This window comes from Nonomuraea sp. NPDC049750 (assembly GCF_040659625.1).
Classification (GTDB): domain Bacteria; phylum Actinomycetota; class Actinomycetes; order Streptosporangiales; family Streptosporangiaceae; genus Nonomuraea.
Genome location: NZ_JBFANB010000001.1, coordinates 737571 through 755556, shown reverse-complemented (window position 1 = coordinate 755556; position 17986 = coordinate 737571). Strand labels below are relative to the sequence as shown.

General features: G+C 71.1%; 13 protein-coding genes. 7 read left to right on the top strand and 6 right to left on the bottom strand.

Annotated features, from left to right (window positions below; all coding sequences use genetic code 11):
• Positions 1 to 107: 107 nt before the first annotated feature.
• Both AB0J16_RS03630 and AB0J16_RS03625 read right to left on the bottom strand, forming a co-directional pair.
• Positions 108 to 1247, bottom strand: coding sequence for a serine hydrolase domain-containing protein (locus tag AB0J16_RS03630; protein WP_358534297.1), 1140 nt, complete (start codon positions 1245 to 1247; stop codon positions 108 to 110).
• Positions 1248 to 1398: 151 nt separating this feature from the next.
• Positions 1399 to 2397, bottom strand: a complete 999-nt coding sequence (locus AB0J16_RS03625; protein ID WP_358534295.1) for a sporulation protein — start codon at positions 2395 to 2397, stop codon at positions 1399 to 1401.
• Between the two features lie 252 nt (positions 2398 to 2649).
• On the opposite strand from AB0J16_RS03625, the gene AB0J16_RS03620 reads away from it, so the two are divergent.
• The gene (locus tag AB0J16_RS03620; protein WP_358534293.1) at positions 2650 to 5043 is read left to right on the top strand and encodes an excinuclease ABC subunit UvrA; all 2394 of its coding nucleotides are present in this window, start codon (positions 2650 to 2652) and stop codon (positions 5041 to 5043) included.
• Between the two features lie 64 nt (positions 5044 to 5107).
• Here the strand turns inward: AB0J16_RS03620 and AB0J16_RS03615 are convergent, their stop codons facing one another.
• Positions 5108 to 6421: an MATE family efflux transporter gene (locus AB0J16_RS03615; RefSeq protein ID WP_358534291.1), complete on the bottom strand. Its 1314-nt coding sequence runs from the start codon at positions 6419 to 6421 to the stop codon at positions 5108 to 5110.
• Between the two features lie 253 nt (positions 6422 to 6674).
• Between AB0J16_RS03615 and AB0J16_RS03610 the strand changes: the two genes are divergently transcribed.
• From AB0J16_RS03610 to AB0J16_RS03590, 5 genes are read left to right on the top strand one after another with little or no spacing between them, the layout of a single operon-like run.
• Positions 6675 to 7196 carry a hypothetical protein gene (locus AB0J16_RS03610; protein WP_358534289.1) on the top strand — a complete coding sequence of 174 codons (522 nt, stop codon included), beginning with the start codon at positions 6675 to 6677 and terminating at the stop codon, positions 7194 to 7196.
• Entirely contained in the window at positions 7196 to 8590 is a 1395-nt protein-coding gene (locus tag AB0J16_RS03605; RefSeq protein ID WP_358534287.1) for a hypothetical protein, read from the top strand. Before AB0J16_RS03610 ends, AB0J16_RS03605 begins: the two co-directional genes overlap by 1 nt.
• Entirely contained in the window at positions 8587 to 9939 is a 1353-nt protein-coding gene (locus AB0J16_RS03600; protein ID WP_358534285.1) for a VWA domain-containing protein, read from the top strand. Before AB0J16_RS03605 ends, AB0J16_RS03600 begins: the two co-directional genes overlap by 4 nt.
• 11 nt (positions 9940 to 9950) lie before the next feature.
• A complete protein-coding gene (locus tag AB0J16_RS03595; protein ID WP_358534283.1) occupies positions 9951 to 11063 on the top strand; it encodes an AAA family ATPase in 1113 nt (370 codons plus the stop codon).
• Positions 11060 to 13858, top strand: a complete 2799-nt coding sequence (locus tag AB0J16_RS03590; protein WP_358534281.1) for a DUF5682 family protein — start codon at positions 11060 to 11062, stop codon at positions 13856 to 13858. The genes AB0J16_RS03595 and AB0J16_RS03590 overlap by 4 nt, the downstream gene beginning before the upstream one ends.
• Before the next feature lie 93 nt (positions 13859 to 13951).
• Here AB0J16_RS03590 and AB0J16_RS03585 read toward each other — a convergent pair whose 3' ends face one another.
• The 3 genes from AB0J16_RS03585 to AB0J16_RS03575 all read right to left on the bottom strand — a co-directional run bounded on the left by AB0J16_RS03585 (position 13952) and on the right by AB0J16_RS03575 (position 17411).
• Positions 13952 to 14728, bottom strand: a complete 777-nt coding sequence (locus AB0J16_RS03585) for an SGNH/GDSL hydrolase family protein (RefSeq protein ID WP_358534279.1) — start codon at positions 14726 to 14728, stop codon at positions 13952 to 13954.
• On the bottom strand, positions 14725 to 17007 hold the full coding sequence (locus AB0J16_RS03580) for a xanthine dehydrogenase family protein molybdopterin-binding subunit (protein ID WP_358534277.1): 2283 nt from the start codon (positions 17005 to 17007) through the stop codon (positions 14725 to 14727). The genes AB0J16_RS03585 and AB0J16_RS03580 overlap by 4 nt, the downstream gene beginning before the upstream one ends.
• 116 nt (positions 17008 to 17123) lie before the next feature.
• Complete coding sequence (locus AB0J16_RS03575; protein WP_358534275.1) at positions 17124 to 17411, bottom strand: hypothetical protein; 288 nt, start codon at positions 17409 to 17411, stop codon at positions 17124 to 17126.
• Positions 17412 to 17480: 69 nt separating this feature from the next.
• On the opposite strand from AB0J16_RS03575, the gene AB0J16_RS03570 reads away from it, so the two are divergent.
• Complete coding sequence (locus tag AB0J16_RS03570) at positions 17481 to 17975, top strand: MSMEG_6728 family protein (RefSeq protein ID WP_358534273.1); 495 nt, start codon at positions 17481 to 17483, stop codon at positions 17973 to 17975.
• Positions 17976 to 17986: the final 11 nt, after the last annotated feature.

The following is a 17986-nucleotide window of genomic DNA, read 5'->3' as shown; positions in this document are numbered from 1 at the left end:
CGCGGCATTGAGACGCGCGCATTCATCACTGAATGCGATGCGGCATAAACAGAGCGACGGTCCGCTTGCGGCGGGGCCGTCGCTCTCCTGAACGTCGCTGCCTGCGGTTATTCACACAGGGCGGTGTCGAGGGCGGCTTCGAAGTGTTTGAAGGCGGACAGTTCGGTGGGCAGCGCGGTGACGGCGATGGTGGCGGCCCGGCCGTCGTCGGTGATGGCGTTGGCGGTGGCGTAGCCGGGAGCGGAGCCGCCGTGGGACCAGGCGTAGCCGCCGCAGCTGAGTTTGAAGGTGGCCAGGCCGAGCCCGTAGCGGGAGCCGCCGACGGTGTCGAAGTCGGGGGCGTCGACGGTGGTCTTCATCTGCTTGAGCTGCTCGGGCTTGAGTAGCTTGCCGCCTAGTAGCGCGATCATGAACCGGTTGAGGTCGGTGGGGGTGGAGATCAGCTGCCCGGCCGCCCAGGCCATGGAGGGGTCCATCGTGGTGACGTCGGTGTACGGGTCGCCGGACTTGGCGGCGTAGTAGCCCTTGGGGTGCGGGCCGCGGATGGACTGGTCGCCGAGAGCCGGCCAGTACGTTCTGCGCAGCCCGAGCGGCTCGATGATCCGCTGGGTGATCTGCTCGCCGATCGGCCGGCCGGTGACCTTTTGCGCGATGAGCCCGGCCAAGATGTAGTTGGTGTTGCTGTAGCTCCAGCCGTGGGTGGGGGAGTTCTTGCTGGTCAGCCCAGCGTCCACCAGCTCACGCGGCTCGTAGTGGGTGTGCTGGATGGTCAGATAATCCTTGATCAGGACGTCGTCGTAGTCGGCCAGGCCGCTGGTGTGCTGCAGCAACTGCCGGACCGTGATCTTGCGGCCGTCGACGCCCTTGCCGCGCACCACCTTGGGCAGGTACTTCTCGACCTTCGCGTCCAGCTCGATCTTTCCCTCGCCGACCAGCTGCAGCACGACCGTGGCGGTGAACATCTTGGTGTTGCTGGCGATGCGTACCTGCCCGTCGACGGGGACCTTCGCCTTGGTCTCCAGGTCGCCCACTCCGGCGGTGTAGTTGCGGGTCCGCCCGTCACGGCCTCGTACGGCCGCCAGCGCGGCGGGGTACTTGTCGACCTTGACCAGGGCGTCCAGGCTCTTCTGGACGACGTCGGTGTCGGCGCTCGCCGGTGTGGCGGACAGGCCCAGGCCGCTCAGCGCGGCGACGGCCACCGCCGCCAGGGCCAACCGGCTACGACGCTTGGTGGAGGGGTACGACATCGGGGGGCTCCCTGCTTGGTGGCTCGTTTGCGATGCCACAAGCCTGTCGGCCGGACCACCTCGTGATCGATCCCACTCGCTGGAGTTCACAGGTATAGCCAGCGCTACCGGCGTTCGGGCGGGCCGTCACGGCCCGCCACCCGGCATCGCGCTACCAGTCGCCGCCTTCCTCTTCCTCGTCGCCCTCGAAGATCTCTTCGGCCACCTCGGCCGCGACGAACCCGCCCACCAGGCCCGCTGCTCCGGCCGCGGCCACCGTTCCCCAACCGGGACCGCCACTGCGGTGGTGGTCGTCGTGGTGCCCGTAGCCCTCGTGATGCTCCATGTGGCCGTGGGACCCATAACCGCCGTGGGACCCGTAACCGCCGTGCGAGCCGTAACCGCCGTGCTGGGCCAGGCCGGTCAGCCAGCGGTCGAGCTCGCTGGACCAGTCGGTGTGCAGCGCGTCGTCGTGGCTGACGTGGAAGCGGCCGATGGCGTCGCCGGAGTAGCGGCCGGCCCGCTTGTCGGCCTCCAAGATGACCTCCAGCCCGGCCGGGCTCGCCACGAAGGTCAGCTCGACCTCGCCCACGACCCCGGCGTGCTGGGCGGGCGGGTAGAACTCGATCTCCTGGTAGAACGGCAGGTCCTGGTGCACTCCGTACAGGTGGCCGGCTTCCAGATCGGCGGACTTGAAGTGGAAGCCGAGCCGCAGCAACGCCTGGAGGATGCGGAGCTGGGAGGGCAGGGGCTCGACCGCGATCATGTCCAGGTCGCTCTTGTCCACGGCCTTGGCGATGGCCAGCTCGGTGCGTACGCCCAGGGCCATGCCGTTCAGGTGCTGGCCGTCGATCTCGCTGATCGGCGTCTCCCACGGCACCGGGATCTGGAAGTCGAGGGTGCGGTTCTCGCCCTCGCGCAGCGTGAACGGGCCCGAGACCTGGGTGCGGGAGAACTCGCCGAGCCCGCCGTGCTCGCCGTCGCCGTGCTCGATCTCCACTCGCGCCACGAGGCCGAGGGTGATGTGCTCGATCTCGGCGTCGAAGTCGCCGCCCTTGAGACGTACCTGCCCGGTCAGCAGCCCGCCCGGCTGGATGCGCGGGGTGGAAAGGACGGTGTCCACCGAGGGCGCGCCCACGCCGAAAGCGCCCAGCATCCGTTTGAAGACCACGCTGTTGTCTCCCTGTCTTCGGGATCGGTTGTGTCAGCCGCCCGTCACAACGATCAACGCCAGGGCCGGGTTCCGAAGCGGTCAGGATTCGAGAAGCGCGTGTCACCGAGCCGCACCTAGCCTGAGCGATGTCGGGAGGGCGGTCCGCCGGTTCCGGCCCGCCCCGCCGATCAGGTAGACAGGGGGCCGTTGCCGAAGGGGGCGACCTGATGGGGAGCGCGACGGCGGCCCCGCCCAACAGATGGAGACACGATGAGCATGGCCACGAGGACGGACACGCAGTCGCCTGAGCCGAACGTCGCCGACAGTCACGACCTGATCCGCGTGCACGGCGCTCGCGAGAACAACCTCAAGGACGTCAGCGTCGAGCTCCCGAAGCGCAGGCTGACGGTGTTCACCGGCGTCTCCGGCTCGGGCAAGAGCTCGCTGGTGTTCGACACGATCGCCGCCGAGTCGCAGCGGCTGATCAACGAAACCTACAGCGCCTTTGTCCAGGGTTTCATGCCGACGCTGGCGCGGCCCGAGGTCGATGTGCTCGACGGGCTGACCACGGCGATCATCGTCGACCAGGAGCGGATGGGCGCCAACGTCCGCTCCACCGTGGGCACCGTCACCGACGCCAACGCGATGCTGCGCATCCTGTTCAGCCGGCTCGGGCAGCCGCACATCGGCTCGCCCCAGGCCTACTCCTTCAACGTCGCCTCGATCAGCGGAGCGGGTGCGGTCACGCTCGAACGCGGCGGGAAGGCGGTGAAGGAGCGGCGCGAGTTCAGCATCACCGGTGGCATGTGCCCGCGCTGCGAGGGCATGGGCAAGGTGAACGACATCGACCTGACCCAGCTCTTCGACGACTCCAAGTCGATCGCCGAGGGCGCGATCACCATCCCCGGCTACAAGACGGACAGCTGGTGGACAGTGGGGATCTTCACCCAGTCGGGCTTCATCGACCCCGACAAGCCGATCCGCGACTACACCGAGACCGAGCGGTACGACTTCCTCCACCGCGAGCCGACCAAGGTGAACGTCAACGGCGTCAACCTCACCTACGAGGGGCTGATCCCGAAGATCCAGAAGTCGTTCCTGTCCAAGGACCGGGAGGCGATGCAGCCGCACATCCGGGCGTTCGTGGACCGGGCGGTCACCTTCACCGCCTGCCCCGAGTGCGGTGGTACCCGGCTCAGCGCGGCGGTCCGGTCCTCGAAGATCAAGGGGATCAATATCGGCGACGCCTGCGCGATGCAGATCAGCGACCTGGCCGAGTGGGTCCGCGACCTCGACGAGCCGTCGGTGGCGCCGCTGCTCGCCAAGCTGCGGCACACCTTCGACTCGTTCGTGGAGATCGGGCTGGGCTACCTCTCGCTCGATCGGTCGTCGGGCACGCTGTCGGGCGGCGAGGCGCAGCGGGTCAAGATGATCCGCCACCTCGGGTCGTCGCTCACCGACGTCACCTACGTCTTCGACGAGCCGACGATCGGGCTGCACCCGCACGACATCCAGCGGATGAACGGCCTGCTGCTGCGGCTGCGCGACAAGGGCAACACGGTGCTCGTCGTGGAGCACAAGCCGGAGGCGATCGCGATCGCCGACCACGTCGTCGACCTCGGTCCCGGCGCCGGTACGGCGGGCGGCACCGTCTGCTTCGAGGGCACCGTCGAGGGGCTGCGGGCCAGCGGCACCATCACCGGACGCCATTTCGACGACCGGGCCGCCCTCAAGGAGACGGTGCGCAAGCCCACCGGCACGCTGGAGATCCGCGGCGCGACGGCGAACAACCTGCGCGAGGTCGACGTCGACATCCCGCTCGGCATGCTGGTCGTCCTCACCGGCGTGGCGGGCTCGGGAAAGAGCTCGCTGATCCACGGCTCGGTGTCGGGGCGGGACGGAGTGGTCTCGATCGACCAGGGCGCGATCCGCGGCTCGCGACGGAGCAACCCGGCGACCTACACAGGACTGCTCGAGCCGATCCGCAAGGCGTTCGCGAAGGCCAACGGCGTGAAGCCGGCGCTGTTCAGCGCCAACTCCGAGGGCGCCTGCCCCACCTGCAAGGGCGCCGGCGTCATCTACACCGACCTGGCGATGATGGCCGGGGTCGCCACCACCTGCGAGGAGTGCGAGGGGAAGCGGTTCGAGGCCTCGGTGCTGGAGTACCACCTCGCCGGCCGCGACATCAGCGAGGTGCTCGCGATGTCGGTGACCGAGGCCGAGAAGTTCTTCGGCGCCGGTGAGGCGCGTACGCCGGCCGCGCACGCCATCCTCGACCGGCTCGCCGACGTCGGGCTCGGCTACCTCAGCCTCGGGCAGCCGCTCACCACGCTGTCCGGCGGCGAGCGGCAGCGGCTCAAGCTGGCCACCAACATGGGTGACAAGGGCGGCGTCTACGTCCTGGACGAGCCGACCACCGGCCTGCACCTCGCCGACGTCGAGCAGTTGCTCGGCCTGCTCGACCGGCTCGTCGACGCGGGCAAGTCGGTCATCGTCGTCGAGCATCACCAGGCGGTCATGGCGCACGCCGACTGGATCATCGACCTCGGTCCGGGCGCCGGCCACGACGGCGGCCGGATCGTCTTCGAGGGCACACCGGCCGACCTCGTCGCCGCCCGCTCCACCCTCACCGGCGAGCACCTCGCGGCCTACGTCGGCGCCTGACCGAGGCCTTCGCGGACTCGGCGCCGGATCACCGTCCGGCGCCGAGCACCGCCCAACTGCCGGATCACCGTACGGCGCCGAGCACCGCCCAGCGGCCGGACCGCAGTCTGGCCAGCTGGGTGGTCATCCGAATCACCAGGAAGGCCGACAAGCCCGACCAGATCCCCACCAGCCCCCAGCCGAAGCTCAGCGACCCCCATACCAGCGGCAGGAACCCCAGCACCGCCGCACCCAACGTCGCGGTCCGCATGTACGCCGCGTCCCCGGCCCCGAGCAGCACTCCGTCCAAAGCGAACACGACGCCGCCGATCGGCTGCAGCGCGACGAAGAACCACCACGCGTGGGGCATCTCGGCCAGCACCGTCGCATCGGTGGTGAACGCGTGGGGCAGGATGCCGGCCAGCGCCGCGAACACCACCCCGAGCAGCGCCCCGAAGACCAACCCGCAACCGGTCACCTGCCAGGCCAGCCGGCGCGCCCGTTCCCCGTCGCGCGCGCCGAGCGCGGCCCCGACCAGCGACTGGGCGGCGATGGCCAGCGCGTCGAGCACGAAGGCCAGGAACATCCACAGCTGGAACACCACCTGGTGGGCCCCGACCGCCGCCGTGGAGGTGTGCGCGGCGACCACGGTCGCCGACACCCAGCACGCCTGGAAGACCAGACCGAGCACCATCATGTCGCGCGCGAGGCCGAGCTGGGCGCGCATCGCGGCCGGGACCGGCGCGAGCGGCACGCCCTCCGCCAGCAGCGCCCGCACGAACAGGCTCGCCGAGATCACCTGCGCGACCACGTTGGCGACCGCCGAGCCGTTGAGCCCCCAGCCGAACCCGTGCACGAGCACCGGGCACAGCACCGCCGAGATCCCGTTGCCCACGAGCACGTAGCGGAGCGGGCGCCGCATGTCCTGCACGCCGCGCATCCAGCCGTTGCCGGCCAGGGTGATCAGGATCATCGGGGCGCCGAGCAGGGCGATCCGCAGCCAGCTCACCGCGGCGGCGGCGACCCGGTCGTCACCGGCGAGCAGGCCGGCGATCGGCGCGGCGAGGAGTTGCCCGGCCACGATCAGCACCAGCCCCACGATCGCGCCGAGCCAGGTCGCCTCCACGCCCTCGATCACGGCATCGGTACGGCGGCCGGCGCCGTGCAGCCGGGCCGCGCGGGCGGTCGTACCGAAGGACAGGAACCGCATCTGGGTGGCGATCTGCGCCAGCACGATCGCGCCGATCGAGAGCCCGGCGAGCGGCACCGCGCCGAGATGGCCGACCACGGCGGTGTCGACGAGCAGGTAGAGCGGCTCGGCGGCCAGGACGCCGAGCGCGGGCACCGCGAGCTTGAGCAGCTGGCGCAGGGGAGACCCGGCCCGGTCGACATGCTCCACTATGCGCTCCTCTGGTAAGGCGCTCAGCCAGCTTTCGCTCCTGACGGCCGACTTTAACTGTAAGGAGCACCTAGCGGCAATGCCTCTTACTTCGGTAGTCGAAGCCAAGGTCGGGCGTGCTCTCGGAGGTGATCGAAACGCGCCCGCGCTTCCCCGCGAATGGGGTAAATTACGCGATCACTGATCGGCCGTTCGCACAGGTGCCGCCGCACCGGCAGGCGTCCGCGAGCCGCTGGGCTGGAGGTCGAAAGGCGTGACCGCGGACAGAACCGCGTGGGAGCAACAGGCGTCGGAGCAACAGGCGTGGGAGCAACACAGCGTGGCACGGGTGGTCTCGCCCGTCAGACCGCGCAAGCTGGCGAAGGTGCCCTTCGTCGAGATGGCCGACGGGCGGTTGCAGGGAGTCGTGTCGAGCGGCTCGGACATCAGCCGGGTGTACGTCTCGTCGGTCACCGCCGGGACCCATAGCTACAACTGCAGCACCAACAACAACCGGCCGTGCGGCGGTTTGTACGGCGACATGTGCAAGCACCTGCGATCACTGGTCGACGAGGCGGTGCTGCAGTACGGCCAGGACCGGGTCGCCGGCTACCTGCGGGTGGAGCTCGCCGAGGGGGAGAGGCTGTCTTACCACCTGAACGGCGGTGTCGAGCGTACGCAGGGGGCCGAGGTGTTCAGCCGGTTCCTGCGCCACCTGGCCTACCTGGAGTTGCCCATGACCACCGAGCCCATCGCCGAGCTGCACTGGTTCCCGTCCACCGGGGCGGTGGGCTGATGCTGAGTGTGCAGCTGGCGGAAATGGTCGACCAGCCCCTGCCCGGTGTCGGCGAGGCGCTCGACCTGGTGACGGGCTTCGACGAGGCCCTGACGAACGGCTTGGCCCGGCTCGGCGAGGAGCGCGCCTCGGCACTGACCGACCTGGCCGGCGCGGTGGCGGCCACGCCGCTCGGCGATAGGGTGGGGGAGGCGGCGGCCAAGGTCGCCGCGGGCTCGGTCTCGGAGGAGAACGTCACGGCGCTGGCCGGTGGGCGTACCGCGCTGCTGGGCGCGGTGCACGACGCCCTGCTGGGCCGCCTCGACGCGGCACTGGGCCGGGAGCGGGACTCCTGGGCGGAGCCGCCGGCGGCCGGTACGACCGACAACCTGCTCAGCGGGTGCCGGTCCTGGCTCAACGAGCTGGCAATCACCGGCTGGCGAGGCGTCGACCACGACCTCGTCTCGGCCGTGAGCCAGACGATGGAGGCGCTGCTGGCCGAGCCGCGACTGCGCCGGCCGGCCGTGCTGATCGACGGCCTGGCCGCCGAGCTGCGCGCGTCGTGCCCGGTCGCGACGATGGAGGTCGTACCCGCCCGGCGCTGGGCCGACCTGTGGGCGCGGGCGCTGATGCTCACGCAGGCGGGCGGCCTGCCCGCGGGCGCCGGCGAGCCGGTGTCCGGGCGGCTGCTGGTGCTCGGCGTGGACGTGCACGAGCACGCCACCGCCGTGCAGGCGCAGGTCCACGCGATCCTGGAGCCCGCCGACGGCGGTCAGTGCCGTCTGGTGCGTACGAGCGTCGCCGCCACGAAGGTGGACACGATCGTCGGCACGGCCGTGTGGCGGCTGCTGTCCGGGGCCCCGGTGCTGCTCAACGCGCTGGCGAAGCACCGCAGCCTGGACATCAAGGACATGCCGCTGCTCGGCGGCGGCGACCTGGTGTGGCACGACGACCGGGCCACGGTGGGGAAGCCGGCGGACCCGTTCACCACGGCGAGGCTCCAGCTCGGGAGCGCGCTCGCCCCGGCCGTGCCGCCGCTGGAGCGCCACCCGGTGCGCCTCGCCGAGCCGGTGCTGGTCGAGGGCTACTCCGTGCCCAAGGGTGATCCGATGGTGTTCGACTTCGACGGCAAGACGATCACCGTGGACATCGACCGGCTGCCGTCATGCGGCCCGCTCACGCCCGCGATCGTGCGCGGCTCCGAGTCGTGCATCGGGCTGCTCCGCTGGGACGCCGGCCGATGGCTGCTCCAGCCGCTCGCCGTCCAGGGGACGGTCAAGAAGCTGCCGGTCACCGCGCACAACGGCGACTGGGCGCAGGGCGCGACCGACCCCAAGATCGCCAAGGCCGAGGCCAGGAACGGCGACGCGGTGGCCGTGCTGCGCGAGCGGGCGGGACGGCTGCTGCGCAAATGACTGCCAACAACGAGAACAGGCGGCAGGTGCTCTACTGGCGCCTGCTGGCCCGGGTGTTCAACACCGAGGAGCAGGCGGCCCTGGAGTCGGCCAGCGTGGCCGTCGTGGACGACCTCGGCCTGCCGGCCGCCCTGCTCGACCCTTCGGTGTCGGTGGACAACCTCGTGCAGCGCTTCCCCGACCTGGCCGCCGAGTTCGACGGCCTGCTCGACCACGCCGAGGACGCCGAGGACTCCGGTGAGCAGGTGCGCAGGGCCGCACTGATCTCCAAGCTCCTGCTCAACGTCTTCGCCACTGGGACGGGCGACGTCTCGGCCTCCCAACTCGCCGCCTGGCAGAAGGACGCCGGGTGGTTCAAGAAAGCGTGCCGGGGAGGCGGCGCCGGGCAAGGCCAAGGAGAGCAGGGCGAGGGATCCGGCCAAGGCCGGGGGCTGGGCACCGGCGGCGGTCGCGGAATCGACGACGCCGAGCTGAACAAGGCCCTGGCCAACCTGGAAGGCGACCTGGTCCGCCGCATGCGCCTGCGCGAGGTGCTGTCCAACTCCTCCCTGGCCGCCCAGCTCAATCCCAGCATGTCGCTCATCGAGCAGCTGCTGCGCGACAAGGACAACCTCTCCGGAGTCGCCCTGGCCAACGCCAAGGCGCTGATCCGCAGGTTCGTCGACGAGGTCGCCGAGGTGCTCCGTACGCAGGTCGAGAAGACCAGCGTCGGCAAGATCGACAAGTCGGTGCCGCCGAAGCGGGTGTTCCGCAACCTCGACATCGAGCGGACGATCTGGAAGAACCTCACCAACTGGAGCCCGGAGGACGAGCGGCTGTACGTGGACCGGTTGTTCTACCGGCACACGGCCAGGCGGACGACTCCGGCCCGGCTGATCGTGGTGGTGGACCAGTCGGGGTCGATGGTCGACTCGATGGTCAACTGCACCATCCTGGCGTCGATCTTCGCCGGGCTGCCCAAGGTGGACGTGCACCTGGTCGCCTACGACACCCGCGCGCTCGACCTGACGCCGTGGGTGAAGGACCCGTTCGAGGTGCTGCTGCGGACGACTCTCGGCGGCGGCACGGACGGTACGGTCGCGATGGCCCTGGCCCGGCCGAAGATCGTCGACCCGCGCAACACCGTGATGGTCTGGATCTCCGACTTCTACGACAACCGGTCGCTGATCGACGACTTCACGTCCCTGCATCGTTCGGGGGTCAAGTTCATCCCGGTCGGCTCCGTGAACAGCTCGGGGTACGCCAGCGTGGACCAGTGGTTCCGCGAAAAGCTGAAGGACCTGGGCACCCCCGTGATCTCCGGCCACATCCGCAAACTCGTGCTCGAGCTCAAGAACTTCCTCACCTAGGAGACCCGCGAATGACTGAGACACTGCGTGCCCCCGCCGAGGTCAAGTACGCCGAAGAGCTCGACTGGCTGGAGTCCATTGACGACGGCCCCAAGCCGTTCTCGTGGCGGCTCAGCCCCCGGATGGTCCGCCTGTTCGTGCTCGGCTCCGAGCGCTCGGACGGGCTCGACCGCGAGATCCCGCAGAAGTGGTTCGGTGACCGCAGCTTCGTCGAGCGCAGCATCGTGACGCTGGCCTCCGACCGCGGCCTGCTGCTCATCGGCGACCCGGGCACCGGCAAGAGCTGGCTCGCCGAGCTGCTCTCGGCGGCGATCAGCCGCAACTCCACCCTGGTCGTCCAGGGCACGGCCGGTACCACGGAAGACCACATCAAGTACTCCTGGAACGTCTCCATGGTGATCGCCAAGGGGCAGTCCCGCCAGTCGATGATCCCCTCGCCCATCATGACGGCGATGGAGCGGGGCGTGATCGGCCGCTTCGAGGAGCTGACCAGGTCGACCAGCGACGTCCAGGACGCCCTGATCTCCATCCTGTCCGAGAAGTACGTCTCCATCCCCGAGCTCGACGACGACAACATCGTCTTCGCCCAGCCCGGATTCTCGATCATCGCCACGGCCAACAGCCGGGACCGGGGCGTCAACGACCTGTCGTCGGCGCTGAAGCGGCGCTTCAACTTCGTCCGCATCCCCGTGGTGACCAGCAAGACCAGCGAGGCGGAGATCGTCCGGTTCCGTACCACGGAGCTGCTGCGCCGGCACCGCATCGAGCTGGACGTGCCGCCCACGCTGCTCGACATCCTGCTGCAGAGCTTCGCCGACCTGCGGAGCGCGGCGGCCTCGGCCAAGAGCGACGACGACAAGCTCGAGTCGGCCCTGTCCACGGCCGAGCAGATCGGCGTGCTCGAGGACGCCATCCTGCACAGCCAGTTCTTCGGGGACCGCCAGTTGCGGGCAGAGACGCTCGGTGGCTCGCTGGTGGGCTCGCTGGCCCGCCGTCAACCGGAGGACCTGGCCATCCTGAACAAGTACTGGCACGGCATCGTCGAACCCCGCAGCAAGAAGGACGGCGGGCCGTGGACGGACTTCCTCGAAGGTGGCCGCCAGGCCATCAAGACGCTCTCATGAGCCCGTTCGGCGCACTCCGCGAGCAGCTGCTGGACGCCGCCGCCGCGTTCGCCGGCGAGCCGGACACCCTGGCCGGGATCCTGTCGGGCCTGGTCGACGACGTCGACCGGGCACTGAGCGAGCAGCTCGAGATCTTCCCGGTGTGTCACCACTCGCCGGCCTCGGCGCTGGCCATGGTGCGGCGCCTGCGTGAGAAGCAGCCCAAGGTCATCTATCTGGAGCTGTGCGAGGACCTGCGGCCGCTGCTCGACGAGCTGCGCAACTGCCGCCTGCCGGTGGCGCTGCAGGCCTTCGCCTCCGACGTCGACGGCTTCCCGGCCAGCTGGGAGCCGCTCAGCGTGGTGGCGCCCATCACGGAGGTGTCGGCCGAGTACCAGGCCATCTCGTACGCGCTCAACACGCCGGACGTCGAGCTGGTGCTGGTGGACCGCTCGACGGACCACGTCTTCCAGTGGCTGCCCCGCGACCCGGCCGATCCGGCCGAGCCCAAGCAGGGCGGGGACGACGACGCGGGCCTGCACGGCGACGCCGTGGGCGTCGAGATCGGCGACCTGCGGCCGCGCTTCGCCGAGCTGGAAGAGCACCTGCTGCACCACGGCAAGGTCCGGCACTGGTCGGAGTGGTGGGACCAGTACGTCGAGCAGCCGCTGACCGGCGCGGACTACGAGTCCTACCGGCAGGTCATGGTCCTGATCGGCAGCCTGTTCCGCCGCCTGCGCCCCGAGGGCGACCGGCGGACGGACCGCGACGAGGACCGCGAGCGCTACATGTGGACGCGGATGCGCGAGCACCTCGCCGCGACGGGCGCCGACCCGGCCGAGTGCCTGTACGTCTGCGGCGCCTTCCACGCGGCCAGCCGGGTGGAGCAGTTCGGGCTGGCATCGGACGCGCCCTTCGAGATCACCCCGCGTACGGCCACCCAATGGCTGTACGGGCTCATCCCGTCGAGCCACTCGGCCATCGAGGCCCAGTTCGGCCTGGCCTCCGGCTCGGTCTCGATCGCCGCGGCCACCTGGGAGAAGGCGCTGCAGCGCGACGGCGTCAAGCCGTACCAGCTGGCGGGTCAGAAGAAGCCGGCCAAGAAGCCACGGAAGCCGGTGGCGCCCGTCCCGCCGCAGCCGGTCACCGACCGGTTGTCCGGCTTCCTGGCCAAGCCGCCGGTGCTGGACGGCCTGGACGAGGCCGAGCTGCTCGGCTGGTCCGTCGACATCGTCCGGCTGGCCCGGCGCAACGGCTACCAGTCCAGCACCGCCGACGCCATCGCCGTGTTCGAGACGTCGATCCTGCTCGCCGGGCTGCGTGGCCGGGGACGTCCCACGCCGTACGACTTCCAGGACGCCGCCGTCACCTGCATCGAGAAGGACACGGTGCCGGGCCGCCGGGACGTGCGCCGCCTGTGCGAGATCCTGCTCGGCGGCGACCGGATCGGCCAGGTGGGCTACCACGCCATGCCGCCGCTGGCCCAGGACGTGTTCGACCGGCTGCGGCCGCTGGGACTGGACCTGAGCAAGCGCACGGTACAGCGGGCGCTCATGGACCTCAAGGCGGACCCGCACCTGGTGCCCTGCTCCGACCTGCTGTGGATCCTGCGTCACCTGCTGCCCGACGACGCCGTACGGCCCATCATGGGCGCGCGGCGACTGGGCGAGCGGGCGATCCAGGAGAGCTGGGACCTGACGATCGGCAAGCACCAGCGCTCGATCATCGAGCTGGGCTACGAGGGCATCACCGTCGAGCAGGTGCTGGAGCAGCGGCTGCGGCGCAAGGTGTGGGACCCTAAGGCGACCGCGGCCGTGGCGCTCGCGGCCGTCGAGGACTCGATCCTCTACCTGCGCAGCAGGCGGTTCACCGACGAGCTCGGGGCGCGGGCCGTGGAGCTGCTGGCCGCCGAGCGGTCCGTGGACGACGCGCCGGAGGTGCTGCGCCGGATCAGGCGGCTGCTGGCCCACTACCGCGCGACCGAGCCGGAGCTGCCGGCCTGGTGCGAGGCGTTCGTCACGGCGGGGTTCGCGCATTACTGCACGCTGCTGCCGACCGCCTTCGTGGACGAGTACACCGGGGTCCGGCAGGTGTCGGCCATGCTCGGGTTCCTGTTCACGATGGAGAGCCTGGCGCTGGCGCTGGGCTGCGAGCGGGCCCAGCTGGAGATCGCGGTACGGCAGTCGCACCCGGAGGCGCCCGCCAAGGTGGCTCTCCTGTGGTCGGCCCAGTACCTGCTCGGCACGTTGCCGCTGGCCGAGCTGCGGGCGCGCTGCGACGAGCTGCTCGCCAACCCGCTCGTGATCCCGGCGTTCCCGGAGTACATGAGCGGGTTCGCGCAGGCGATGGAGCCGGCTCCCGCGCTGGCGTCGTTCGTGGTCGAGCTGATGTCGAAGGCCTTCGGCCGGTTGCCCGACTCCATCCTGCTGCCGTGGCTGCCCGGCCTGATCCTGACTCTGCGCGAGCAGGCCGGTGAGCTGGTGCCCGTACTGGTGCGCGAGGCGGGCCGTACGTTCCCCGGCGGCCTGGCCGCGCTCGACCAGTGGACGCCGCCCTGGTCGGCGAAGCCCGCCAAGAAGGCGGTAGGTGCGGCGGCGCCCGCGCAGGCGGGCCCGGTGACCGACCTGCTGGCGGGACATCCGGCCGCGACCGACGCCGTGGCCGCGCTGCTCGGCTGCGAGGGCGGCTGGCAGCAGGCCGCCGACGGCCCGTCCGGCGGCACGTCCAGCGGCTCGTCCAGCGGGGAGGCGGGCGCACTCCTGGCCCGTCACCCCGAGACCGCCGACGCCGTGACGGCGGTGCTCGTCAGCGTGTGAGTCGGGGACCGGCGCCTACCGATTCACCGGTAGGCGCCGGTCTGCAGGGTTCGGCGGCCCCGCCCTGCTCCCAGGTGCCCCGGTCGCGGCGGGTCACATGGGAGGTGGCGGCACCGGGCCGAGCTCGGGGCGTTTGGCGACGCGCCCGTCCCCCGAGGACCGGCCGCGCAGGCGCCGGTAGATCCAGGGCCCGGCGAAGCTGGCGACCCAGCGCACCTCGGCCCCGGCCACCCGCCAGCGCGCGGCCGGGGGGAGCGGGGTGAGCGGGACAGACCAGGTGTCGTCGCTGCCGGGCAGCCCGATGGCGTGAGCGATGGCGGCGGCGATCCTGGCATGACCCAGCGGACTGGCGTGCAGCCGGTCGCTGCTCCACATCCTGGCGTCGGTGGTGAAGGAGTGCGGGAAGGTGTCGACGACGATGACACCGTGGCGGGCGGCGGCGGCCTTGATCCGGTCATTGATGTCGAGCACGCGGGGGACCAGCCGCCGGGCCAGCGGGGCGATCTTGCCGATGTCGGGGAAGGTCACGGTCACCACACACGCGCCGGACGCGGTGAGCCGCTCGAACATCTCCTCCAGCGCCGAGGCGACCGCGGCGGCGTCGAAGCCGGGCCGGACGAGGTCGTTCATCCCGGCCATCACCGTGGCCAGGTCGGGCCGCAGCCGCAGTGCCGGGCCGAGCTGCTCGTCGCGGATCTGCCCGGCCAGGCGCCCGCGAACGCCCAGATTGGCGTACTGGACGTCGGGGTTCGCGGCGGCCAGCTGCTCGGCGAGCCGATCGGCCCAGCCGCGGTGGCCCCGGACGTCGTCACCGTCGCCGAGGCCCTCCGTCTGGCTGTCACCGAGGGCGACATATCGGGCGTAGGTCATCCAGAGAGTAGAGCCCACAAGACGGCCGGGGTCAACGGCGTTCCGGTGACGCGGCCGGCGATCTCCGGAAGCGCGGCGGCGACCGCGTTGCCGATGGCCGCCGGCGGGCCGATCGTCCCCGACTCCCCGGCGCCCTTCATGCCGCCCGGCGTGCGCGGCGAGGGCACCTCCAGCGTCGCGAGCTGGATGTCGGGGATCTCCCGGGTGGTCGGCAGCAGGTACTCGGCGATCGGCTGTCCCTCCTCGGTGTAGACGATCTCCTCCGTCAGCGCCATGCCGATCCCCTGCGCGATCCCGCCGAGAACCTGGCCCTCCACGATCGCCGGGTTGACCAGCACACCGGAGTCGTTGACCGCCCAGTAACCCTCGACCTCGACCGCTCCCGTCTCCGGATCGACCGCGACCGCCGCCGCGTGCGCCCCGTAGGCGTAGGTCATGTCGGCCGGATCGTAGGAGACCCGCTCCTCCAGCCCGGGCGCGGCCCCCTCGGGCAGGTCCCAGCCCCGCCACGCCGACGTGGCGATCTCCCGCAACGTCAGCGACGCCTGCGGATCCCCCTTGACGCGTACGACGGAGTCGACGATCTCCAGGTCGGCCGGCGCCGCCTCCAGCCGATGGGCGGCGATGGCCACGATCTTCTCCCGCAGCCGGTCCCCGGCCAGGGCCAGCGCGCCGCCGCCCACCGCGAGCGAGCGGCTGGCGATCGACCCGATCGAGGAGTACGGCGTGGCCGAGGTGTCGCCCAGCACCACGCGTACCCGGTCGAGCGGCACCCCCACCCGGTCCGCCGCGATCTGGGACAGCGCCGTCTCGATGCCCTGCCCGACCCCCGACACACCCGACGAGACGACGACCGAGGCGTCCTGCTCCATGCGCAGGATCGCGGTCTCGAAGCCCCCGGCCAGCATGCCCATGGCCTTCATGCCCATCGACGAGCCGAGCCCGGTGCCCTCCACATGGCAGGAGTAGCCGACGCCGCGCCTGCGCCCGTCGTCACGGGCCGGGGGAGTGACCAGGTCGCGCAGGGTACGCAGGGCTCGGGGATAGTCGCCGGAGTCGTACGCCTGCCCGGTCCGGGACGTACAGGGGAGCTCGTCGGGGCCGAGCATGTTGCGCAGCCGCAGCTCCACCGGGTCGGCGCCGAGCCGTCTGGCCGCCTCGTCGATCAGCCGCTCCCTGGTCCAGGTGGCCTCCGGCTGACCGAAGCCGCGGTAGGAGCCGGTCGGGGTGGTCGTCGTGACGACGGCGCGCAGCCGTACCCCCGCCCGGTCGAAGCGGTAGGGGCCGGGCAGCAGCGTGGCGGTCACCGCGAACGGCGAGATGCCGACGTTCGATGGGTGGCCGCCGAGGTCGCCGACGACGTCGGCGTGCAGCGCGACGAAGCGCCCGTCCGCGTCGAGCGCCAAGCGGGCCCGGTGTACGGCGGCCCGCGAGGGCAGGGTCGCGGCGAGGCGGTCGGTGGGCGACTCCGTCCAGCTCACCGGGCGGCCCAGGCGCATGGCGGCCAGGCAGATGAGCACTTCATCCGGATACAGGTGCTCCTTTCCCCCGAAACCCCCACCGGCGTCGCCGGTCACCACGCGTACCCGGTCGTGGGTGAGCCCGAGCGCGTCCGCGGCCTGCTCGCGTACGTGGTGCGGGGCCTGCGTCGAGGTCCGCACGGTCAGCTCGCCGTCGGCGAAGTCGGCGACGATGCCGCGCGGCTCCAGCGGGTACGGCGTGGCCCGGCCGAACGTGAACGTCATCTCCACCACGTGCGCGGCCCCCGCGATGACCGCGTCGCAGTCCTGGTCGCCGAGCGTGAAGTCGGTCAGCACGTTGCCGCCCCAGTCCGGGTACAGCAGCGGGGCGTCATCGGCCAGCGCCCGCTCGATCCCGATCACCGGGGGCAGCGCCTCGTAGCCGAGGTCGAGCAGGTCGGCCGCGTCCCTGGCGGCCTCCGGCGTCCGGGCGACCACCACGGCGAGCGGCTGGCCCACGTAGCGGATCGCCTCGTCGAGCGCCAGGTAGGAGGTGACGGGCTGGCCGGGGCTCAGGGTGACGCAGGGCAGCCGGACCGCGGCGGCATCGCCCGGCGTGATGACGTCGAGCATCCCGTCGATCGTCCACGCCTCCTTGGCGTCCCAGCTCACCAGCCGCCCGTGGGCGATGGGGCTGCGGACGACGACCGCGTACGCCATGCCGGGCAGCCGTACGTTCGCGACGTAGCGGGCGCGGCCGGTCAGCAGCCGGGCATCCTCGCGGCGGGGCGTCCTGGCACCCACATAACCTTCAGGCATAGCCCGATTGTGAGCGTGGGCGGGCGGCCGGTCCATCGACACACGGGTGTCACTCGGCTACCTCTTGTGTCACCCGGCCGCCTCTTGCGTCATCCGGTTGCCGTCCGGCACGGGTGTTACCCGGCCGCCTCCCACACGGCCTCGAAGGCGGCTCCGGTGATCTCGGTCAGCTCCCAGATCTCCACGGCCTGCTCGGTGAGGAAGCCGTGCTCGTCCTGGAGATGCCGCCACCAGTAGCGGTGCGCGGCGCGGTCGGGTCCGATCTCGATCTGCCTGACCGCCCAGTGCTCGCCTTCGCCCTCGACGGTCTCGAACAGCCATAGGCCGCCGCGCTCGTCGTCGCCGCGCCAGTGGTGGCGCGGCAGGTCCGACTCGGCGAGCTGCTTGATCAGGTCGGGAAGCACGGCTCCACTCTAGGTTGATCGCGAGCCGCCATGGGTAGCCGGTGGGCATGAGGCGACCACGGGGCAGCCGTGCAGACGTTCCTGCCTTATCCCGACTTCGCGCGCACCGCGGCGGTCCTCGACCCGCTGCGGCTGGGTAAGCAGCGGGTCGAGGCCCTGCAGATCCTGCGCGCCCTGACGATCCCCGGCTACGGCTGGCGGCACCACCCGGCGGTGCGCATGTGGGCGGGTTACGAGGAGGCGCTGGTGCGATACGGGATCGACGTGTGCGGCCGGTGGTGCGCCACCGGCCGCGCCGACACCTGTGCCGACACTCTGACCAGGGAGTTGGCCGAGCGCTGCGGCAGCACCGCCGTCCGCTCCCAGGTATGCCTGGAGGCGGACGGCGAGCTGCCGCCGTGGCTGGGCGACGCCGGTTTCCATCTCAGCCACCGCTCCGCCCTGCTGCGCAAGGCGCCCGGCTTCTACCGGCCGCTGTTCGGCGACGAGCCCGACGACCTGGACTACGTCTGGCCCGCCTCGGGCCGCCCGCCCTCGTGCCTGCCCGGCCGGGAGTTCGGCTGAGTCCGCCCGAG